This window comes from Virgibacillus doumboii (genome assembly GCF_902806455.1).
In the GTDB taxonomy this organism is placed as follows: domain Bacteria; phylum Bacillota; class Bacilli; order Bacillales; family Amphibacillaceae; genus Lentibacillus; species Lentibacillus doumboii.
Map to the genome: position 1 here is coordinate 697,266 of NZ_CADCWQ010000001.1, position 19,843 is coordinate 717,108.

Annotated in this window: 18 protein-coding genes; 13 read left to right on the forward strand and 5 right to left on the reverse strand. The window is 40.7% G+C overall.

Translation table 11 applies throughout. From position 1 onward, the window contains the following. Nucleotides 1-129 precede the first annotated feature (129 nt). Nucleotides 130-429: a TraR/DksA family transcriptional regulator gene (locus G6R02_RS03325; protein ID WP_164667834.1), complete on the reverse strand. Its 300-nt coding sequence runs from the start codon at nt 427-429 to the stop codon at nt 130-132. Nucleotides 430-650: 221 nt separating this feature from the next. On the opposite strand from G6R02_RS03325, the gene G6R02_RS03330 reads away from it, so the two are divergent. The 11 genes from G6R02_RS03330 to G6R02_RS03380 all read left to right on the forward strand — a co-directional run bounded on the left by G6R02_RS03330 (nt 651) and on the right by G6R02_RS03380 (nt 12,816). Then, nucleotides 651-1,541 (forward strand): DUF4097 family beta strand repeat-containing protein, encoded by an 891-nt coding sequence (locus G6R02_RS03330; RefSeq protein WP_164667835.1) that lies wholly within the window; start codon nt 651-653, stop codon nt 1,539-1,541. A gap of 117 nt (nt 1,542-1,658) precedes the next feature. Next, the gene (locus G6R02_RS03335) at nt 1,659-2,612 is read left to right on the forward strand and encodes an LCP family glycopolymer transferase (protein ID WP_164667836.1); all 954 of its coding nucleotides are present in this window, start codon (nt 1,659-1,661) and stop codon (nt 2,610-2,612) included. Nucleotides 2,613-2,711: 99 nt separating this feature from the next. Further along, the gene (locus G6R02_RS03340) at nt 2,712-3,470 is read left to right on the forward strand and encodes an RQC-minor-1 family DNA-binding protein (RefSeq protein ID WP_164667837.1); all 759 of its coding nucleotides are present in this window, start codon (nt 2,712-2,714) and stop codon (nt 3,468-3,470) included. Nucleotides 3,471-3,630: 160 nt separating this feature from the next. Then, complete coding sequence (locus G6R02_RS03345) at nt 3,631-4,629, forward strand: Gfo/Idh/MocA family protein (RefSeq protein ID WP_164667838.1); 999 nt, start codon at nt 3,631-3,633, stop codon at nt 4,627-4,629. Nucleotides 4,630-4,686: 57 nt separating this feature from the next. Then, on the forward strand, nt 4,687-5,673 hold the full coding sequence (locus G6R02_RS03350; protein ID WP_246202507.1) for a sugar-binding protein: 987 nt from the start codon (nt 4,687-4,689) through the stop codon (nt 5,671-5,673). After that, a complete protein-coding gene (locus G6R02_RS03355; RefSeq protein ID WP_164667839.1) occupies nt 5,670-7,097 on the forward strand; it encodes a sensor histidine kinase in 1,428 nt (475 codons plus the stop codon). The genes G6R02_RS03350 and G6R02_RS03355 overlap by 4 nt, the downstream gene beginning before the upstream one ends. Continuing rightward, nucleotides 7,097-8,518 carry a response regulator gene (locus G6R02_RS03360; protein WP_164667840.1) on the forward strand — a complete coding sequence of 474 codons (1,422 nt, stop codon included), beginning with the start codon at nt 7,097-7,099 and terminating at the stop codon, nt 8,516-8,518. Before G6R02_RS03355 ends, G6R02_RS03360 begins: the two co-directional genes overlap by 1 nt. A gap of 101 nt (nt 8,519-8,619) precedes the next feature. After that, nucleotides 8,620-9,906: an ABC transporter substrate-binding protein gene (locus tag G6R02_RS03365; RefSeq protein ID WP_164667841.1), complete on the forward strand. Its 1,287-nt coding sequence runs from the start codon at nt 8,620-8,622 to the stop codon at nt 9,904-9,906. Between the two features lie 89 nt (nt 9,907-9,995). Further along, nucleotides 9,996-10,937, forward strand: a complete 942-nt coding sequence (locus G6R02_RS03370) for a carbohydrate ABC transporter permease (protein WP_164667842.1) — start codon at nt 9,996-9,998, stop codon at nt 10,935-10,937. Next, nucleotides 10,937-11,758, forward strand: coding sequence for a carbohydrate ABC transporter permease (locus G6R02_RS03375; RefSeq protein ID WP_164667843.1), 822 nt, complete (start codon nt 10,937-10,939; stop codon nt 11,756-11,758). The genes G6R02_RS03370 and G6R02_RS03375 overlap by 1 nt, the downstream gene beginning before the upstream one ends. Before the next feature lie 74 nt (nt 11,759-11,832). Further along, complete coding sequence (locus tag G6R02_RS03380) at nt 11,833-12,816, forward strand: aldo/keto reductase (protein ID WP_164667844.1); 984 nt, start codon at nt 11,833-11,835, stop codon at nt 12,814-12,816. A gap of 121 nt (nt 12,817-12,937) precedes the next feature. Here G6R02_RS03380 and G6R02_RS03385 read toward each other — a convergent pair whose 3' ends face one another. The 4 genes from G6R02_RS03385 to G6R02_RS03400 form a co-directional block, all read right to left on the reverse strand. After that, nucleotides 12,938-13,960 carry an aldose epimerase family protein gene (locus G6R02_RS03385; RefSeq protein WP_164667845.1) on the reverse strand — a complete coding sequence of 341 codons (1,023 nt, stop codon included), beginning with the start codon at nt 13,958-13,960 and terminating at the stop codon, nt 12,938-12,940. Between the two features lie 66 nt (nt 13,961-14,026). After that, the gene (galT, locus tag G6R02_RS03390; RefSeq protein WP_164667846.1) at nt 14,027-15,511 is read right to left on the reverse strand and encodes a UDP-glucose--hexose-1-phosphate uridylyltransferase; all 1,485 of its coding nucleotides are present in this window, start codon (nt 15,509-15,511) and stop codon (nt 14,027-14,029) included. A 59-nt stretch (nt 15,512-15,570) separates the two neighbouring features. Next, complete coding sequence (gene galE / locus G6R02_RS03395) at nt 15,571-16,557, reverse strand: UDP-glucose 4-epimerase GalE (protein WP_164667847.1); 987 nt, start codon at nt 16,555-16,557, stop codon at nt 15,571-15,573. After that, nucleotides 16,558-17,733, reverse strand: a complete 1,176-nt coding sequence (locus G6R02_RS03400; protein WP_164667848.1) for a galactokinase — start codon at nt 17,731-17,733, stop codon at nt 16,558-16,560. 207 nt (nt 17,734-17,940) lie between these two features. Between G6R02_RS03400 and G6R02_RS03405 the strand changes: the two genes are divergently transcribed. Both G6R02_RS03405 and G6R02_RS03410 read left to right on the forward strand, forming a co-directional pair. After that, a complete protein-coding gene (locus tag G6R02_RS03405; protein WP_164667849.1) occupies nt 17,941-18,933 on the forward strand; it encodes a LacI family DNA-binding transcriptional regulator in 993 nt (330 codons plus the stop codon). Between the two features lie 31 nt (nt 18,934-18,964). After that, nucleotides 18,965-19,819: a hypothetical protein gene (locus tag G6R02_RS03410; RefSeq protein WP_164667850.1), complete on the forward strand. Its 855-nt coding sequence runs from the start codon at nt 18,965-18,967 to the stop codon at nt 19,817-19,819. Nucleotides 19,820-19,843 lie beyond the last annotated feature (24 nt).

Genomic DNA, 19,843 nt, shown 5'->3' on the forward strand with positions numbered 1-19,843 from the left:
GGAATTTTACACTAATAAATAACGTATTTTTATAAAGAGGTAGAAGGTTATAAAAATGACTATTGGTTTTCAGACAATATTATCTCCTTAAAACACCGACCTTTCTTAGGAAATCGGTGTTTTTTATAATTAAGGATATTCAATTCTTACAAGTGTACGTTTTCTGGAATCTTCCATTTCCCTTTTTGGCTTCAATAGTCTTGTTGTGTCTTCGTCTCCATTTGCATTTGTTTGATTTTGATGGTCTTCCTCAGCTTCCACCGTTCTTTTTGCATAAGGCACCGCTTTTAACCGTTCTAAAGGGATTTCTTTTCCGGTGTCCACGCAAATTCCATAGGTGCCCTTTTCCATCCGTTTAAGTGCTTCATTCACTTCATGAAGTTGCTGTTCATTAAGGTTATTTTCAGCTATTTGCTGTTGCCGATCCACAAACTCAGCCGCGCGGAATCGGCAAGGTGATTATCTGCAATAAGTGTCACACTATCAACTCCTTTTGTTTCTTTTTTCATTAATTGGTTGGGAAGTAAACTTTTGACGCTAGTGATGTATTTACTTCTTCAGATTGGGCTCGGTTCAGACTTCAGACAGAGTACAAGCATTGTAAAAAGTGTTATTATAGTTACAAATCTTATTTAGGGGCAGTGATTGAAATGAAATTATTTGGGCTTGGTAAAAAAATGAACCCTATTCATCTGCAGGAAGAGATGACTGGTGACAATGTGGAAAAAGTGAGAATAACGGCATCTTCAGCAGATATACAGGTAACACCAGCCACAGGTGATGCGGTTGAAGTTCTGCTGGAAGGCGAGATTAGTGAAGGTCTTGAGGAAAATCTTGAGTTCGAAGTGCAGCAGAATAATAACATGCTATTGATTAATGTGGATTTGAATATGGGGTTTCAGTTCGGAATGTATTCTACTAATCTTACCCTTAATGTAAACCTGCCGTCCAAAGTTTACAGCGATCTTTATGTGAAATCTTCTTCAGGGGACATTATCGTTAAAAATATTGCTGCTGATGCTTATTCCGGAACTTCCTCCTCTGGAAATCAGCTTTTAACCGGTCTTGATGTTTTGGAGCGGATGATTTTAAAGGCATCCAGCGGAAATATGTTATTAAAAAATAATCGTGCAGGTTCGTTGATAGGTTCGATTAGCAGTGGAAGAATCGATGTCAGGGACTATACAAGTAATAAAGTGAAACTGGATGCTTCATCAGGAGGAATTTCTATTCACAATGAAATTCTGGAAGGGACAACGGAATGCAGCGTATCAAGTGGAAATATCCACATTAACAGTGGCGAGTTCACCGGAAACCTTGATCTCCGCGCAACAAGCGGTAATGTCGATGTGTACAGCAAAAAGTTTCCTGATGATTTGCATATTGACTGTCAAAACCAATCAGGTAACAGAAGCATTAACGTGAAAGGCCTGACAATTTCTGAGAACAGTAAGAACAGGCTGACCGGGCTAATGGGTGAATCCGATGTGAATACGATTAAAGTTAAGACGACTTCGGGTAATGTGGTTGTATCTGGCTAAGAACTATCTGATTTGCCTCTATGTTTTCCTAAACCAACTAGTAATCTGTCAGTGAAAAATGGTAGAATAAAACTACTTATGAATAACGATATTTTCCATGGATAGAGGTATATTTAAATGTCAGAACAAAAACGCTCAGATATGAAGAAAAGTAAGCCTAAGCGCCGTTGGCTGAAAATAAGTTTAGCTGTTGTATTAGTACTTGCTCTCGGTGTAAGTGCATATGCATTTTCAATTTATAATGATGCTAAACAAACTGTAAATGAAGACATACATGAAAAGGTACCTTCGATAGATAGTGCAATCGGGAAGAAGAAAATCAGCAAGCAGAAGCCGTTAAATGTATTGTTGCTTGGTGTGGACAAGCGCCCGGGTGACAGTGGCCGGTCAGATGCGTTAATGGTCCTTTCTTTAGATCCGAAAAATAATAAGATGCAGTTGATCAGTATCCCGCGTGACACCAGAACAACAATTGCAGGTAAGGGTATTGAAGACAAAATCAATCATGCATATGCATTTGGCGGAACGGATATGTCCATTGCGACTGTGGAAAACATGCTGGACATTGAATTGGATTATTACGTCCAAATGAATATGCAAGGTTTATCTGAAATGGTTGATGCAGTTGGAGGGATCACGGTGCAAAACGAACTTGACTGGTATGACACTGGATATTATAAAAAAGGATATCATTATGCCAAGGGTGAAATTTCACTGAATGGAGCTCAAACGATGGGCTATGTCCGTATGCGTTACCAGGACCCAAATGGTGACTTTGGCAGAACGAAACGCCAGCGCCAGGTTATTGAAGCTATTATTGATAAAGGAGCGAGTATTGCATCGGTTAATAAAATTGATAATATGATAGACGTTCTCGGCAAAAATATGGCTACCAACATGGACTTCGATGATATGAAAGATTTACTTTTCAATTATAAAGATGTGCGGAAGAATAGGCTAAGTTATATGCTGAAAGGCAGCGGAACGGAGATTGACGGTGTTTATTATTATTTAGTACCGGATGAGGAGCTTGCAAAAGTGCATGATATGATAGTGGGGATTAAGTCATAAGACATAATGACAGCTTCAGCAATTTCATTAAATCAGAGTCTCTGGAACCAGAAGCAATTCATAAAGGATTATATTTCGGACGAGGAGTTGTCTTTTGAAATGAAATCAAATATTAAACAGTTGCCGGAAGCTGATATCCGTGCCATTTTGCGGGCGGCTGATGAAATTATTGCACAAGGCGGGCGGACACTTCTTGCTAAAATATTGAAAGGTTCTCGTGAGAAGAAGGTGCTGCAACTAGAATTGAATATGTGTCCGACTTATGGGTGGTTTCGTTCGGAAAAACTGGATGAGGTCATGCAAAAAATAGATTGGATGATTGATCACGACTTTCTGGACATTCAATACAGCGGGAAATTACCAATGATTGTTTTCACTGATCGGGGATGGAACATAGAGTCAGATCAGTTTGCGGATGAACTTTTGGAAGAATGGAATGAATGGCTGGCAAATGGCAAGGAAAGTCCGGATATGGATTATTTAAAAGATCGCAATCGAAAAATGATATTATTATTTATTGAAAAGATTCGAGAGACAGGTAACAAAAACTATATACCTTATTTGAAGGAATGGGAAAAAATTGATTATAAGAAGGTAAGGGTCGCAATAAACAAGACAATTAAAGCATTGGAAGCTGAAGAGCCTGTTGATTACCAATATATCAATGAAAAAAATGAGGTAATTTCGGAAGCGTTACAGGGGATGGAACCCGGAGATCTTTTTTTAAAATGCTGGGAATGTGGTGAACGTTTCCTTTTTTCAGCAGGTGAGCAGCGGTTTTATAAACATAAAGGATTCGATTATCCGAAAAGGTGTAAATCCTGCCGGGAGAAAAGATTTGAAGATTATTATTTGTAAATGAGACAGGGGTAAAACCCTCGTCTCATTTTTTAAATGTAAGCAGATGCCTGCTTCTATTAATCTTTTGGTATACCCTCAAATGCGCTGCCGTCTCTCCCATTACACCTTTACTTCATGTATAATCAAATATAACAACAATAAACAGGAGGAGATTCCCATGTCAAAAGTTCGTTGGGGAGTTTTAAGCACTGCAAAAATTGCACAGAAGGCGCTTCTGCCGGCTTTTGTTCATGCAAACAATGCTGAGGTGACAACGATAGCCAGCAGCAGTGATGTGAAAAAAGCTGAAGCGGTTGCGGAACGATTTGATATTCCGACTGCATACGACAGCTATGAAAAATTATTGAACGATCCGAACATTGATGCAGTATATATTCCATTACCAAACCACCTGCATAAAAAGTGGGTGATGGAGGCTGCCAAAAAAGGTAAGCATATTTTATGTGAAAAACCAGCTGCGATTAATGCGGATGATGTAATCGAAATGAAAGAGGTTTGTGATAAACACGGGGTTCTTTTCATGGAAGCATTTATGTATCATTTCCATCCGCAGCATGAGCGGGTTAAGCAAATCATAGATTCCGGTGAGATTGGGGATGTCCAATTCATGCGGGCTGCCTTTTCGTTCTATCTTGCTGACAAGGATAATAATATCCGCATGAGTGATCAAAAGGGTGGCGGAAGTATTTATGATATTGGGTGTTATGCAATTCATTCGATACGGAATATTCTCCGCACTGAACCTGAGTCTGTTCATGCGCATGGTGTAGTTGATCCAAAATATGATGTGGAGACAGATGCTTCTGGATATATGACGTTTCCGAATGGTGTACGAGCAATGTTTGACTCCAGTTTTAATATGGCACACCGGAGTGAATATGAGGTAGTTGGAACAGAGGGGCGTATTACTGTTCCACGTGCATACCGGCCTGACAATAACGGCGGGGATGGATTAGTTATTGTTGAGAAAGCTGGAGCAGTGCGGACTGAAACAATAAATAATGATCAATACAGAAGTCAGGTGGAGCATATTTCACAGGCGATTCTGGATGGCAATAAAGAGTTATACCATAGTGTGGAAAATACGATTAATAATATGCGTGTAATCGACGCCTGCTATGAATCTATTAAAAAGGGTCAACAGGTAGAATTGTAATGAAATTGGTAGGGGACAAGCTGGATAACGCTTGTCCCTGTGTCCGGGGTGAGTGTTGTGAGTAATTTGAGATTACTGGTCTATACGTTAAGCGGGGTTATTTTCTGTATTTGTTTTATAGGTATGCTTATTTATGGCTATAAAACTTTTTTTATTGAGACAGAGAAAGTTGAGTCGAGGGATTATACCTATCATTTTGCGTTGATTGCTGAGGAAGCAGATAACGAATATTGGCGGCTGATTGAAGAGGGAGCTGAAAAAGTAGCTGCAAAGCACGATATTTATTTGGAGTACCTCGCTCCGACAAGGGCGAATAATGATAAATTGCTGAAACTGTTGGACCGGATGATTTCCGCCAAAGTGGATGGGATTATCGTTCAGGGTGTGCAAGGTGAACGGTTTGTTGATTTAGTACATAAAGCGGTTGAACGAGGCATTCCGATTGTTACGGTAGATACTGATGTTCCAGCCAGTGAGCGGAAAGCTTATGTTGGAACAGATAATTTTGAAGCTGGAAAGTTGGCTGGAAAAACAGTTATCGAAAATACCACTGGAGAGAAATACGTTGGAATTGTTACGGGGCGATATAATGCAATCAATCAGCAACAGCGGCTGGAAGGTTTTAAGGAAGCCATCAAAGGTATCTCTCGTATCCATATTGTTGATACAGAAGAATCGAATATCACATCAATTGGTGCTGCTCAGGCAACCTATTCACTTTTAAAACAACACCCGTCGATAAACATGTTCCTCGGAACCAGTGCACTTGATGGGATCGGTATTGTTGATGGAATTCAGGAAATTGCACCTAATGAAGCATTCACCATCATTTCATTTGATTTGCTTCCGGAAACATTACAATTGATTCGTGAAGGGGATATTGATGCGACAATTGCGCAATATCCGAAGAAGATGGGGGAAGAATCGGTAAATGTGCTCATTGAACTGCAGGAGCATGACGTATTGGAAAATGAAATTTATACAGGTACGAAAGTGATTGAAAAAGACGATTTACGCTCTTTTGAAGATGGTGAGACACAATGAAGACCATTCGTGGTAAACTGATCGTCTATTTCTTCGTTTTTGTCTTTCTATTTCAGATCACAGCTATTTCCATCTTTATTAGTTCCAACGAGTTAACAAACACGTATAACGATAGTTTTCAGCGCTTTCTGCTGTTGAATAAAATTTCCCAAAATGCTTCTGAGCTGTATTCAACAACTAAATTATTTGTCAATGATCCGAGCCCTGGAAATTCTGATGATTATTTTGAAATTAAAGCGGATCTGGAAGATAACTTAAATCGGTTGTCAGAAACATTCTATTATATAGATACAATTGAAATGAAGAATTATATAAACCTGGTAGAAACATTCATTCATGAAACAGATCTTACGGTAGGTTTTGTTATAAGGGATGATACGGAACAGTATATGAATCACCTGGAAGAAGCCGGAAATGCATCAGACTATATTGCCGAATCAACCTTGGAAATTATAAAATTGGAATTAACTGCCTATCAGTCGTTTTATGAGGATTTGCAGCTGCGTAATAATAACTTTTTGCTGTTCATTGCGTTTTTGTTTCTGACAACGATAATGCTGGCGGTGTTTTTTGCATTATGGTTTTCAAAAGGGATTACCCGACCATTGGGAAAGCTTTCTGCCGCGGCCGAGGAAGTAGCCAGTGGAGAGTTGCAAGGTGTACCGGTTCACATTCGAACGAATGATGAATTACGACTGCTCGGCGATACTTTCAACCAGATGCGTGCAAATATTCATGACTTGTTTGAGGAAGTTCAGGATCAGTCTGAACTCGATAGATTGGTGAAGGAAATGGAACTGAAGCACCTGCAAAATCAGGTAAATCCGCATTTTCTGTTTAATACGTTAAATACGATTTCCAAAATGGCTTATCTGGAAGACGCCAAATCAACGTCCGGCTTGATCGATTCTGCTGCGGCCCTGCTCCGGCACAGTCTGGGAGAGATTGAAAAGCGTGTTCCGCTGAGGGATGAAGTAAAGGTTGTACAGGATTATTTTCATATCCAAAAAGTACGGTTTTCCGAACGGGTAACGTTTAACCTGGATGTTGATGAGGACTGTCTGGATATTGAAATACCACAATTAACGTTGCAGCCGCTTGTTGAGAATGCCTTTATACATGGGATTGAGGAAAAGGAAGAGGGCGGTACAATTTCTCTGGTAATTTATCGGAATCTGGAGAATGTGATTGTGGAAGTCCGTGATGACGGAGTTGGTATGGAACAGGAAAAAATGAATCAAATCATTTCGATGACAAAGCAGCAGGAAGAGCATGTGGGGCATTCGACTGGAATCGGACTGACGAATGTAATTAGAAGGCTTCAGCTTGTCTTCCAGGAAAAACCTATTATTGAGATGGAGTCGGAGCCTGGCGAAGGAACAGTTATCAGACTTATTTTGCCGTATGAAAAGGAGGTGCAGTAATGAGGATTCTGATTGCTGAAGATGAATTACTGGAGCGAAAGGCAATGCGAAAATTTCTTACAGATAATTTTGCAGATATAGATACAATCAGTGAAGCGACGAATGGACGGGAAGCAATTGAGCAGGCAAAGCACGCTGCTCCTGATATTATTTTTATGGATATTAAAATGCCCGGTGTTAATGGGCTCGAAGCGATTGAGGAAATCCAAAGAATAAGCCCCTCAAGCAAATATATTTTAGTATCTGCTTACGATTCGTTTGACTTTGCAAAACAGGCAATGCATTACGGTGTAAAAGAATACATTTTAAAACCTGGTAAAAAAGAAGAAATTGTTGCATCGATTTTGCGGGTGAAAAAGGAGATTGAGCAAGAAGTGCAGCAGCAGGTGGAAAAACGCGAGTTAATGGAGGAACGATTGATTTCCAAATTGATGCACCAGCCGTTGGACAAGGAGGCCTATACGATACAGAAAGAATATTTTCCTTCGTTTAAAAGTGGGTGTTTTCTGGTAATTCAGATGGATGTCCCACCTCAAAAAGATGTGATACAGACGAAGCTTGCAAAACATCTGGAGCATGCGTTTATTGTGGAAAGTACTGATGGTCGGATTGCCTGCTGTGTATTGGCAGATTTGGAATTAAGAAAGTCTGACATATTAATGCAAGCCCGTAAAATACAATTGGAATTTGGTGAAGGCTGTTATATTGGCTTGGGGTATGCCTGTTCAACCTTGGAAGGCTTTCCCAAGTCGTATCATGATGCGCTTGCTGCAGTATATCAGTTGGAAAAAATGGACAACAGAAAATACGGATTTACCGAAAAAAGTGCAGCTAAGCATGAAAATTCGGCTGCTGTTATACAACTTCTGGGTGAGGTTGAAAAAGGGAATGAACATGAAGCCGTACAGCTTTATAAGGATAGCCGGGTCGCTTTGTCAGCAGATGATCAGGAGGAATTTTATTTTAACGTAAAGCGGTTAATGGAGGAACAAAATTTATCATTGCCAGAAAATTCCATTGCCGAATTGGATTCCAATGAAGCATGGGAGCACTTTATAACGCTTTGCTGTTTGAAGTTCCAGGAACATTATCAATCGAAAAGGCTTATGCGGAAAGTGAAGGAGTACATTGATGAACATTATAAGCAGGGAATTACGCTGGAAGAGATGGCTGAACATGTCGGGTTAAGTCCAAATTACTTTTCCAATGTTTTTAAGAAAGTGTTTGGAACAACGTTTGTAGAATTCTTAACCGTGAGGAAAATGAACGAAGCAAAACGCCTGATTGTAGAAAATAAATACGCTTTGAAGGAAATCAGTTATATGGTTGGCTATAATGATCCGAACTATTTCAGCAGGGTATTCAAAAAACATTATCAAATGTCTCCGAAGAAATTTCAGCAGCAAATCTTTAAAAAGTGAAGAAAATCATAAAAAATTACAGTAATCAATGCCCAATGATTATTCAGAAAACTTTACAATGGTGTTTGAAAGCGTTAACAAAACGAAGGGGGAAACTATTAATGAAGAAATTATATGGTATCTTTTTAATGCTTGCATTGGCCCTCGTGCTTGCTGCGTGCAGTGGAGGTTCTGATGACGCAGAAGGCAGTTCAGACTCAGAGGGTGGAGAAAGTGCAAACACCGTTGAAATTTTCAGCTGGTGGACTGGTGCCGGTGAAGAAGACGGATTACTAGCATTAATCGATTTATTTGAGAAAGAGAATCCGGATATCACAATTGAAAACGCTGCAGTAGCCGGTGGTGCTGGTACAAACGCAAAAGCAGTGCTTGCAACACGTATGGAAGGTAATGATCCACCATCAACATTCCAGGTTCACGGTGGCGACGAGTTGAACGAAGGTTGGGTGGCAGCCGGAAAAATGGAACCACTTAACGACCTATATGAAGAGAATGGGTGGGGAGATAAATTCCCTGAAGAATTGATCGATCTGGTAAGTAAGGACGGGAATATTTATTCCGTACCAGTAAATATTCATCGTGGAAACGTAATTTTCTATAATAAGAAAGTATTTGAAGAAAATGGTATTGAAGAGCCAGAGACATTTGAAGAATTCTTCGCTGCATCCCAAAAACTGAAAGATGCCGGTGTTACACCATTAGCACTTGGTGACAAGAACTCCTGGCCTGCAACACAAATCTTTGAAAACGTTCTGTTAGGCGTACTTGGTCCGGATGATTATAAAAAGTTATTCGAAGGTGAAATTCCGTGGGATGATGACCGAGTCGTTGAAGCAGCTGAAACGTTCGGAAAAATGCTTGATAACATTAACGAAGACCATGCTGCACGAAACTGGCAGGATTCTGCACAGCTTGTAGCCAATGGAGAAGCGGCAATGCTTAATATGGGTGACTGGGCAAAAGGTTATTTTGTAAATGATCTGGAAATGAAAACAAATGAAGACTTCGGTTTCTTTGAATTCCCGGGTACGAAAGGCGAATTCCAGGTAATTACCGATACATTTGGATTGCCAAAAGGTATTGAAAATCCTGATGATGTTAAGAAGTTCCTGACATTCCTTGGATCAACTGAGGCACAGGATGTATTCAACCCACTAAAGGGTTCCATTCCGGCACGTGTTGATGCGGATGAATCAAAATACGATGCATATGGAAAAGAAGCAATGAAAGATTTTGGCGAGTCACGTCTGGTCCCAAGCCTTGCACACGGATCTGCAGCTGCGGCTGGATTTTTGACTAAAGCTAATCAGGCTGTGAACATATTTGTTACGCAACGTGATGTTGATAACTTCATCAATGCGTTAAAAAATGCATCATCTGAAATGTAATAGGTTTGAAACTTGAGGCTGCCTGAAATTGGGGGCAGCCTCTTATTGATTTTTTTGTGAAAAAGAACCTTAAGTAAGGAGGGTATAATTTGGAGCAAACAGCAAGTACAAGAAAAAACAGAAAAAAGTTCACAAAAGATCATTGGACAGCAGTGGCATTTCTGATTCCATCTCTTATCCTCATCTTTATTTTTGTTTACGGATTTATCGGATGGACGGGATATGTATCCGTCAGTAATTGGAATTCACTGGTTCCTGATTTATCCTTTGCCGGCCTGGAAAACTACATCTATTTATTCCAGGATTACCGTTTTCAGGCTGATTTGCGAAATACGATATTTTTTACAATCCTTTTCATCGGACTGGTTATTGTTATGGGACTGGGATTAGGTATTTTGATTGACCAGAAGTTAAAGGGGGAATCATTGTTCCGCAATATCTTTTTATTCCCGATGGCATTGTCTTTTATTGTTACGGGTGTTGTATGGCAGTGGTTACTCAACCCTTCAACAGGATTTAATCAGTTTCTGAAGTTTTTTGGAATAACTCCGAAATGGTATACGGATACAAATATCCTTGCCGGCTTTGAATGGGGCCAGATAGAGTTTGGTTTACCGGTGGCGATTATTGCAGTTGTAATTGCAGCGGTTTGGCAGATGACAGGATTTTCACTGGCAATGTATCTGGCAGGTTTGCGAGGCATTCCTGATGAGCTACGTGAAGCGGCACGAATGGATGGAGCAAGTGAATTTCAGATTTATCGGAAGGTTGTTATTCCGATGCTGATGCCGATAACAGTAAGTGTGATTATTATCATGGCACATATTTCATTGAAAATATTTGACCTGATCTATGCCATGACCGGGTCCGGGGCAAACTTTGTTACCGACGTTCCTGCTGTTTATATGTATGAAACGACATTTAAGGGCAATTACTACGCAAATGGTGCTGCTATAGCAATTATCATGCTGCTTGTGGTAGCAATATTCATCGTTCCGTATTTATGGAACAGCAGAAAGGGTGGTAATTAATGGCGCCATTTCAATTTGGAAAAGTAATTAAATATATTGTTTTAGTATTTTTTGCTATCTTATTTTTAACGCCGGTTTATGTCATTATTGTAACCAGTTTGAAGCCCTTGGATGAGGTATCACTGGAGCAAATGTGGGCATTGCCGACTTCAATTGATTTCAGTTCCTATTCCCAGGCAATTAAAGAACTGGCTCCAAACCTTATGAACAGTATTTATCTGGTAGTGCCTGCAACACTATTATCTGCATTATTAGGTGCGATGAATGGGTATGTATTATCGAAATGGAAATTTAAAGGATCAGAAACATTATTTACAATTATTTTGTTTGGTATGTTTATTCCGTATCAAAGTATCCTAATCCCGATGATTCAATTCATACGTACGATTGGATTGTACGATACAATTGCTGGACTGGTTCTGGTGCATGTTGTATACGGACTGCCGATTACAACTTTGATGTTCCGTAACTTTTATGCAAGTATTCCAGATCAAATGATTGAAGCAGCTAAAATAGATGGTGCAAGTTTCCTCGGTGTTTTCAGACATATTATGATTCCATTATCTATTACGGGATTTGTCGTTGTAGCAATCTGGCAGTTTACAAACATTTGGAACGAGTTCCTGTTTGCTGTAACCATAACGACAAATGAAAATCAGCCGGTTATGGTGGCATTGCAGAATCTTTCCGGAAGTCAGATTGTGCAGTGGAACGTGCAGATGGCCGGGGCGTTAATTGCTGCGTTACCGACGCTGCTTGTCTATATTATTTTAGGAAAATATTTCGTCCGTGGACTCCTGGCAGGATCTGTGAAGGGGTAGGAAAATGGAGAGTCTATTATTCGTTTGGATAATAGATTCTTTTTTACAATAAGAGTCATGAGGAGTGAGACAGAATGAACTATCGTCAGCTTGGAAACACTGAGTTGAACATAAGCGAATTAAGTTTTGGAACGTGGGGAATTGGCGGCCAGTGGGGAACAACCAATGATGATGAGGCATTGGGTGCGCTGGATCGGGCCATGGATAAAGGTGTCAATTTCTTTGATACAGCCGATGTTTATGGTAATGGTCATAGTGAGCAGCTTTTAGCCAGGGCTACAAAAGGGAAGGAAACCTCTATTCATATTGCTACTAAATTTTGCCGTGCCGGTGATATTCATGATCTGGAGAATTACTCGATGCAACGGGTTATGGAATATTGTGAAAATAGTTTGCGGCGTCTTAACCGTGACAGGATTGACTTATACCAAATCCATTGCCCGCCAATGGAGATACTGCAGAATGGCAGGGTTTTCGAGGCGTTGGAAAAATTAAAGGAGCAAGGAAAAATATGCTACTACGGTGTTAGTGTAGAGACAGTTGAGGAGGGCTTGTATTGCCTTGACCATACGAATGCAAGTTCACTTCAGGTGATTTTCAATATTTTTCGCCAGAAACCATTGGAGATACTATTTCCGAAAGCTTATGAAAAGGGAGTTGGAATACTGGCTCGAGTTCCGTTGGCGAGTGGATTGCTTACAGGTAAATTTAACGAAGATGCTACCTTTGAAGCGGATGATCACCGAAACTTTAATCGTGATGGGCAGGAATTTAATGTGGGTGAGACGTTTGCCGGACTTGAATTTAATAAAGGAGTCGAACTTAGCAGTCAGCTGGATTGGCTAACTGAGGGAAGAGACAGCATGAGTCGTGCGGCGTTGAAGTGGATTTTGGAACACAAGGAAATATCGAGTGTCATTCCGGGATTTAAAAATGTCAGGCAGGTGGAAGATAATCTTCAGGCGGTAGATACGAAGGGTTTTTCGGCGGGAGAAAAGGAAAAGATTGAAAAGTTTTATCGTGATGAAGTGCAAGATTTTATTCGGGGTGGTTATTAATCTGGAAGCAGATATGGGACAGGCTGAGAGCTTGTCCCATTTTATGAAACTCGTAAAGTCGGGAGAGAATGCACTGAGCTCGGGAGAGAGCCCAACAAAGTCGGGAGAGAATAATTCGCCTTCACTTGAATGAATAAGTAATATATCTGCTGTATAAATCATCCTTCCGCAATATAATATCTGGGAACCCTTCATGATGCAGGGCTGCCGGATGAGCCTGAGCTTCAAAACAAACACCTGCATATTTTTCTGACAGGCCGTTGCTTAATTCCAAACCGGCATCCAAGCCGTTTGCAGTATAAAGGACCATCCCTGGCTGATTTGTGCGAATTTCCATTTTTCTGCCGGAGTTAGTTTCCACTACATTAACTTCTTTCTCTTTTCCAAAAATAAAATAATGGTCATAGCCATTTCCCGCAATTTTCTGCTGTAATGTATCTGGCTTGAAGCCATCACCAAGTAATCTCCCTTTTTGAAACTCGAAAGGAGTCCCAGCTGTATCAATAAGCTTCCCTGTTGGAATGAGTTCATCGTCCATCTCAACAAAATAACCAGTTTCAAATTGGACATGATGATTGTACACTGTATCTTTCATATCTCCATTTAAATTAAAATATGAATGATTCGTCAGTGCAATTGGTGTGTCCTGATCAGATATGGCCTGGTAGGTGAGTGTAAGTTCATTGGCATTGTTCAGTGTATAAGTAATGGTCACCTCCAGATTACCGGGATAGCCATCTTCCAAATGACTGCTCGTATGTGAGAGAATGAGACTTACTTCATCATTTGATTGGGAAGTTTCTGCATCCCAAATCACCTGATGGAATCCACTTGCACCCCCGTGCAGATGATGGTTGCCTTCGTTTCTTTCCAGGGTGTATGCTTGTCCATCATGCTTTAATGTAGCATCCTGAATTCTTCCGGCAACACGCCCGATTTGCGCACCTAAAAAGTTGCTATTTGATGCATAATCCGCATATTCTTTATAGCCCAGTACAATATTTTCGGCGTTTCCATGCTGGTCAGGAACCATCATTTTTGTAATAATCCCGCCATAATTCAATATACTGACAGACATGCCATGATCATTTGCGAGAGTATATTCCTTCCATTTATCGCGTATATATTTCTTTGCAATATACAAATTAGTTCACCTGCCTCTGAAAAATATATGGAGACAAGGGACCTGTCCCCCTGGCCCACTTCTGCCTCAAAGCGTTTTAATAAATCGCTCGAATGCTGATTTCTCATTAAACACACCAGCATCCTCAAGAACCTTTGAAAATTTGATTCCCAGTTCTTTTTGCAAAATATGCTCTGCTTTTGTGTCATCACTAATAGTGCCATATTTTTGGTTGATGTCTTCCGCCCAAGCCTTATGATAGTCTGCTACATTGCTAGGTTTGCCCAACAGAGATTGCTTGATTTCAGCCAGTTCATCTTTCAATCTGGCTGGAAGCACCGCAAGCCCCATCACTTCAATCAGTCCGATGTTTTCCTTTTTAATATGATGGACATCTGCATGCGGGTGGAAGATACCCAGCGGATGTTCATCCGATGTCCGGTTATTGCGCAAAACCAGGTCAAGCTCATAGACTTCACCACATATCCGGGCTATTGGTGTAATCGTATTATGTGGTGTATTACCGGTGAAAGCTTTAATAGCTGCATGTTCATCTGAGTAATTTTTCCACGTTTGTAAAATATGGTCTGCTGCTTCAACTAAGTGTTCTTTTTCCGTACTTTTCAGCCGAATAACTGACAATGGCCAGTGCAGAACATGTGCAGAAACTTTTTCAAAGTCTGTAAGTGTAAATGAAAATGCCTCTTTTGCGTCTGTCATGGCAAATCTGTATCTGCCGCCCTGATAATGGTCATGCGTCAAAATTGACCCGCCGACTATCGGCAAATCCGCATTCGATCCGATAAAATAATGAGGAAATTTATCAATGAATGCCAGCAGCCGTTCAAAGGTTTTTTTGTCAATTTTCATATCACGATGTTCTTCCGCAAGCAATATGCTATGCTCGTTGTAATAGACATAAGGTGAATATTGCAGGTGCCAGTTTTCTCCCAGCAATGGAACGTTGATTACCCTGTGATTGGCCCGTGCCGGATATCCGGTGCGGCCGGCATATCCTTCATTTTCAACGCAGAGAACACATTTGGGGTAGTCAATGTTTTGTTTATTTTCCCGCTCACGTTTGATTTGTTCCGGATCCTTTTCGGGCTTTGACAAATTAATCGTGATATCGAACTCTCCGTATTCCGTATCGGTTTTAAAATGGATATTCTTTTCAATCCGTTTCACCTGGATGTAATTGCTGTCTTTACTCAGCTGATAAAAATAATCGGTTGCCTTGATAGGGGAGTCTTTGTATTTTTCCTGGAAAATAGAATTCACAGTTGACGGACGGGCGACAAGGCAATTCATGATACCAGCAGCAAGTATTTCCTTTTCATCGAAATTATCATCAATGATATGCTGGTTGACGGCATATTCAATTAATTGTTCCAGCAAGTCTGACATTGCTTTGCCAAGATGAGATGTTGCACTTGTTCCTGTATCTTCCGGAAAAGATTCAAGCTGAAGAAGGTGCATGATTTGATTGCGTGCATAAATATGGTCAGACTTCTCGATTAGTTCGGTTTGGATTGCCTGTTGAATCAGTCTTTCAATATGCTGATCAATCATGTTGCATCTACTCCTCTCAGGTGGAATTGCTAACGAGACAAAGAACCTGTCCCCATGTCTCACTTATACCCGTTTGGGTTGCTTTCGTGCCATTGCCATGCGTCTTCCATGATTTTTGTGATTGCTGTTCGTGTTGGGTTCCATCCTAGTACTTTTTTTGCCTTGTCGGAGCTTGCGATTAAAACACTCGGATCGCCCGCGCGACGCTCACCGATTTCTGCCTGAATTTCTTTTCCAGTTACATTTCGTGCAGCATCAATCATTTCTTTTACCGAGAATCCCTGGCTGCTGCCGAGATTGAAAATATTGCTTTCGCCGTCATTATTTAAATAAGTCATTGCCAGGATATGTGCCTGGATCAGGTCCTCTACATGAACGTAATCCCGGATACAGGTGCCGTCTTCTGTATTATAATCATCACCAAATATGGTAATATTCGGACGCTGACCGAGAGCAGCCTGCAATATGATTGGTACAAGGTGTGTTTCGGGGCGATGGTCCTCACCAATTTCGCCGGATTCCCTGGCGCCTGCGACATTGAAATACCTGAGGGATACATACCTGATTCCGTGCGCCTGTTCCGTCCACTTCATCAGTTTTTCCATTGTCAGTTTTGTTTCTCCATACGTGTTTGTCGGATTTGGCTGCATATCTTCCGTAAGCGGAATCGATTCCGGTTCTCCATACGTTGCTGCGGTTGAGGAGAAGACGATATTTTTTACATTGTGTTCGACCATGGCCCTCAGTAAAATCTGTGTACCGTATACATTGTTATCAAAATACTGGAGTGGTTTTTCCATCGATTCCCCGACAAGCGAGTTGGCGGCGAAATGCATGACTCCATCGATTGATTCCTTTTCAAAGACAACGCTCAGGAAATCAAAATTCCGGATATCTCCCTGATAAAATGTTGCCTCAGGATGGATTGCTTCCTTATGCCCTGTTGCCAGATTATCAACAACGATGACATTTTCACCTTTATCTATAAGCTGATACACCGCATGGGAGCCGATATATCCTGCTCCGCCTAATACAAGAATACTCATTTAACGAACTCCTTCCGTTATTTCTTTGGCCCCGTCACTGATTGAAGCTGTGTAGAATGTCGGTTCATAACCAATCGACTTCGTATAAATTTGATATACATTCGTTTGGAAATCATCTATTTTATTCTTTTCTACAATTGCAATTGCACAACCGCCAAATCCGGCCCCGGTCATCCGTCCGCCGATAACACCATCCTGTTTCCAGGCTGCTTCCACGAGTGTGTCCAGTTCAATTCCGGTTACTTCATAATCATTTTTGAGTGAATGGTGCGATGCATTGATTAACTCGCCGAATCCAATCAGATCGCCTTCCTGTAATTTCTTTAAAGCGTCCAGCGTACGGACGTTTTCAGTTACAGCATGTTTTGCGCGTTTACGGTCTATTTCGTTTTTAATGAGGTACTTGTGCTGGTCAAATTGCTCATTTGATAAATCACCAAGACTATTAATGGACAGTTCGCGCTTTAAATCGGCAAGCGCCTGCTCACACTGCTGGCGGCGCTCATTGTACTTGGACCCTGCCAGTGTACGTTGTTTATTGGTGTTCATAATGATGATGGCATGGTTCTCAAGTTCAATCGGAGCATAGTTGTAATCAAGTGTCTGACAGTCCAGAAGAATTGCGTGATTTTTTTTGCCCATGCCAATTGCAAACTGATCCATAATTCCGCTGTTCACACCGATATACTCATTTTCAACCTTTTGCCCTAGCTTGATCATCTCGATACGGTTAATTTTTTGATTGAACAGGTTTTCCAGCAGTACGCCAGTCACCATTTCAATTGATGCAGAGGATGAGAGACCGGCACCATTGGGGATATTTCCGTAATAAAGGATGTCAGCACCGTGTTCAATTTCATGGCCCTGCTCCATTATGTATTTGATCATTCCTTTGGGATAGTTTGCCCAATCATGCTCTGGATTGAAGGTTAAATCAGAAAGGTCACATTTAATCACACCAACTTCCGGAAAGTTCATCGAGTAGAAGCGTAATGTTGCGTCGTTCCGCTTTACCGCCACGGCATACGTCCCAAAAGAAATCGATGCCGGAAAAACGTGTCCTCCATTATAGTCGGTATGCTCCCCGATCAGGTTGATTCTTCCCGGAGCAAAGAATTCACGAGGTGTTTTTGTTGTGTTGAAAATATTTTGGAACTCTTGGATTAAATCGTCCATGAGCTGCTCCTCCTTCATGTTATTATCTTAAGTTTACTACAGTGTAATCGGATACACAATAATATAATTTTAGTAAAATATATAATAATTTTACCTGGTTTATATTCGGTGTTAATTGGGTTTATTTAATTGATTATGTTGAAATATTACTATTTATCAAGTAAAATTTAGATAAAATTTAACTGGTGAATGTTTAGAGGTGAAAAGATGGCGAAGTTAAAGGATATTGCCGAAAAAGTAAATGTTTCCATTACAACTGTTTCGCGGGTTCTGAATGATGATCCAACGCTGTCCGTAAGCGCAGAAACAAAGCATGACATTTTTGAAGCCGCTGAGATGATTGGCTATAAAAAACACTTGAACAAACGAACGAAAGAGCACATGCGCATCGCCATTGTTCACTGGTATACCGAGTCAGAAGAACTGAATGATTTGTATTATTACTCGATTAGACTGGGTGTTGAAAAGACTCTGGAAAAAGAACACCATATATATATACGACTATTTCAAAATACGAAAAAGAAACCTGATATGAAGATTGACGGGATCATTGCCATTGGTAAATTCTCCATGCAGCAAATGAAACGGTTAAAGGAATGGAGTCCCAATATCTGCTTTGTCGATAATGTCTATTCACTGGCTGCATGTGATTCCGTTATCGTTGATTTTGAACAGGCGGTATACAATCTATTATTCAGTTTAATAGAAAGTGGACACACGAAAATAGGAATGCTCGCCGGTGAGGAGAAGGTTCCGGGTACAGATAATGTGCTGGAGGATACAAGGATTGGAAGTTTTCGTGAATATATGACAGCAAAGGGATTATTTGACGGCAGATTTTGCTTTAAGGGTTCTTTTACAGTGGACTCCGGATATGGAATGATGGATTATGCGATACGGACCTTACAGGATGAATTACCAACCGCATTTTATTGTGCAAATGACTCGATCGCTATTGGGGCATTACGTGCTTTGCATGATCACGATATTTCTGTTCCAGATCGGGTTAGTATCATTGGTTTCAACGATTCCAGTGTCGCCAAATATGTATCGCCATCGTTAAGTACTGTCAGGGTTTATACGGAATTGATGGGAGAAACTGCGGTATCTTTAATGAAGGAACGGGTTTTCCAGCAACGTACTGTAGCTAAAAAAGTTATATTAGCGACAGAAATGGTTAACAGGGAAAGCAGTCGTTAAAAGGATAGGCGCTTAAGGGAGGAGAAGCCATATGATAATCAGTACAGTATACAAAAAAGGGAATCGGGATATAAACGAAGATGCCTATGTCGTAAATGAACAGGCGGGGATATTTGCTGCAATTGATGGTGCCACAGGACTTGAAGGTGTTCCCGGCCATGTAGCATCAGGTGCTGTAAAAAATGTGTTAGATAATGCGAAAGAAGGAGAGCAGTTTGAGAAAATAATCCAAACGGCCAATCATCAGGTCGGCAAGGAAACTGTAAAATACCTCGGCCTGGATGACGCTGCCATTAATGAGGTGCCAAAAGAAAAGCGGAGTACATGTGCACTTGCAGCAATTTCAATAGATATGGATAGCTTATCACTAAAGTATGTCCACGCCGCCGACTGCATGATTTTTTTACAGTACGAAAATGGAGATATTCGTACGGTTACCTATGACTTGCTCAGCCATTTTGACCAAAAGGCTATAGATAAAATTGTGGAATTAAGGGAAATGCGGGGCAGTCAAGTGGATTTGGCGGAAGCTCGAGAAGAAGTACGGCCCATTTTAATCAAAAACCGCTCTCTGCTTAACACAGATGATGGATATGGTGTGATTGATGGAATTGAGTGTGCCTTAGCTCACTTGGAAAATGGGAGTTTATCTTTGAAAAAAGTCACCGGAATTCTTTTGTTGAGTGATGGATTAATGCTGCCGACTGGACAGGAAGAATGTGATGCGTGGAAACAAACCGCGGAAATTGCCTTTCGTTCCGGACTGGATGGATTAGTTGATGAAGTGGAGACTAGGGAAAATAGTGATACTCAGTGTGTGACATATCCCCGTCTGAAAATGAATGATGATAAGACGGGTGTACTGATTAAATTGGGTAACGATTAGATTATGGTATGATACTTTTAAATG

What these genes read in the sequence shown, in the direction of transcription:
- G6R02_RS03330 (WP_164667835.1), top strand. Translation starts at nt 651, where the DNA reads ATGAAATTATTTGGGCTTGGTAAAAAAATGAACCCTATTCATCTGCAG.
- G6R02_RS03335 (WP_164667836.1), top strand. Translation starts at nt 1,659, where the DNA reads ATGTCAGAACAAAAACGCTCAGATATGAAGAAAAGTAAGCCTAAGCGC.
- G6R02_RS03340 (WP_164667837.1), top strand. Translation starts at nt 2,712, where the DNA reads ATGAAATCAAATATTAAACAGTTGCCGGAAGCTGATATCCGTGCCATT.
- G6R02_RS03345 (WP_164667838.1), top strand. Translation starts at nt 3,631, where the DNA reads ATGTCAAAAGTTCGTTGGGGAGTTTTAAGCACTGCAAAAATTGCACAG.
- G6R02_RS03355 (WP_164667839.1), top strand. Translation starts at nt 5,670, where the DNA reads ATGAAGACCATTCGTGGTAAACTGATCGTCTATTTCTTCGTTTTTGTC.
- G6R02_RS03360 (WP_164667840.1), top strand. Translation starts at nt 7,097, where the DNA reads ATGAGGATTCTGATTGCTGAAGATGAATTACTGGAGCGAAAGGCAATG.
- G6R02_RS03365 (WP_164667841.1), top strand. Translation starts at nt 8,620, where the DNA reads ATGAAGAAATTATATGGTATCTTTTTAATGCTTGCATTGGCCCTCGTG.
- G6R02_RS03375 (WP_164667843.1), top strand. Translation starts at nt 10,937, where the DNA reads ATGGCGCCATTTCAATTTGGAAAAGTAATTAAATATATTGTTTTAGTA.
- G6R02_RS03380 (WP_164667844.1), top strand. Translation starts at nt 11,833, where the DNA reads ATGAACTATCGTCAGCTTGGAAACACTGAGTTGAACATAAGCGAATTA.
- galT (WP_164667846.1), bottom strand. Translation starts at nt 15,511, where the DNA reads ATGATTGATCAGCATATTGAAAGACTGATTCAACAGGCAATCCAAACC.
- galE (WP_164667847.1), bottom strand. Translation starts at nt 16,557, where the DNA reads ATGAGTATTCTTGTATTAGGCGGAGCAGGATATATCGGCTCCCATGCG.
- G6R02_RS03400 (WP_164667848.1), bottom strand. Translation starts at nt 17,733, where the DNA reads ATGGACGATTTAATCCAAGAGTTCCAAAATATTTTCAACACAACAAAA.
- G6R02_RS03405 (WP_164667849.1), top strand. Translation starts at nt 17,941, where the DNA reads ATGGCGAAGTTAAAGGATATTGCCGAAAAAGTAAATGTTTCCATTACA.
- G6R02_RS03410 (WP_164667850.1), top strand. Translation starts at nt 18,965, where the DNA reads ATGATAATCAGTACAGTATACAAAAAAGGGAATCGGGATATAAACGAA.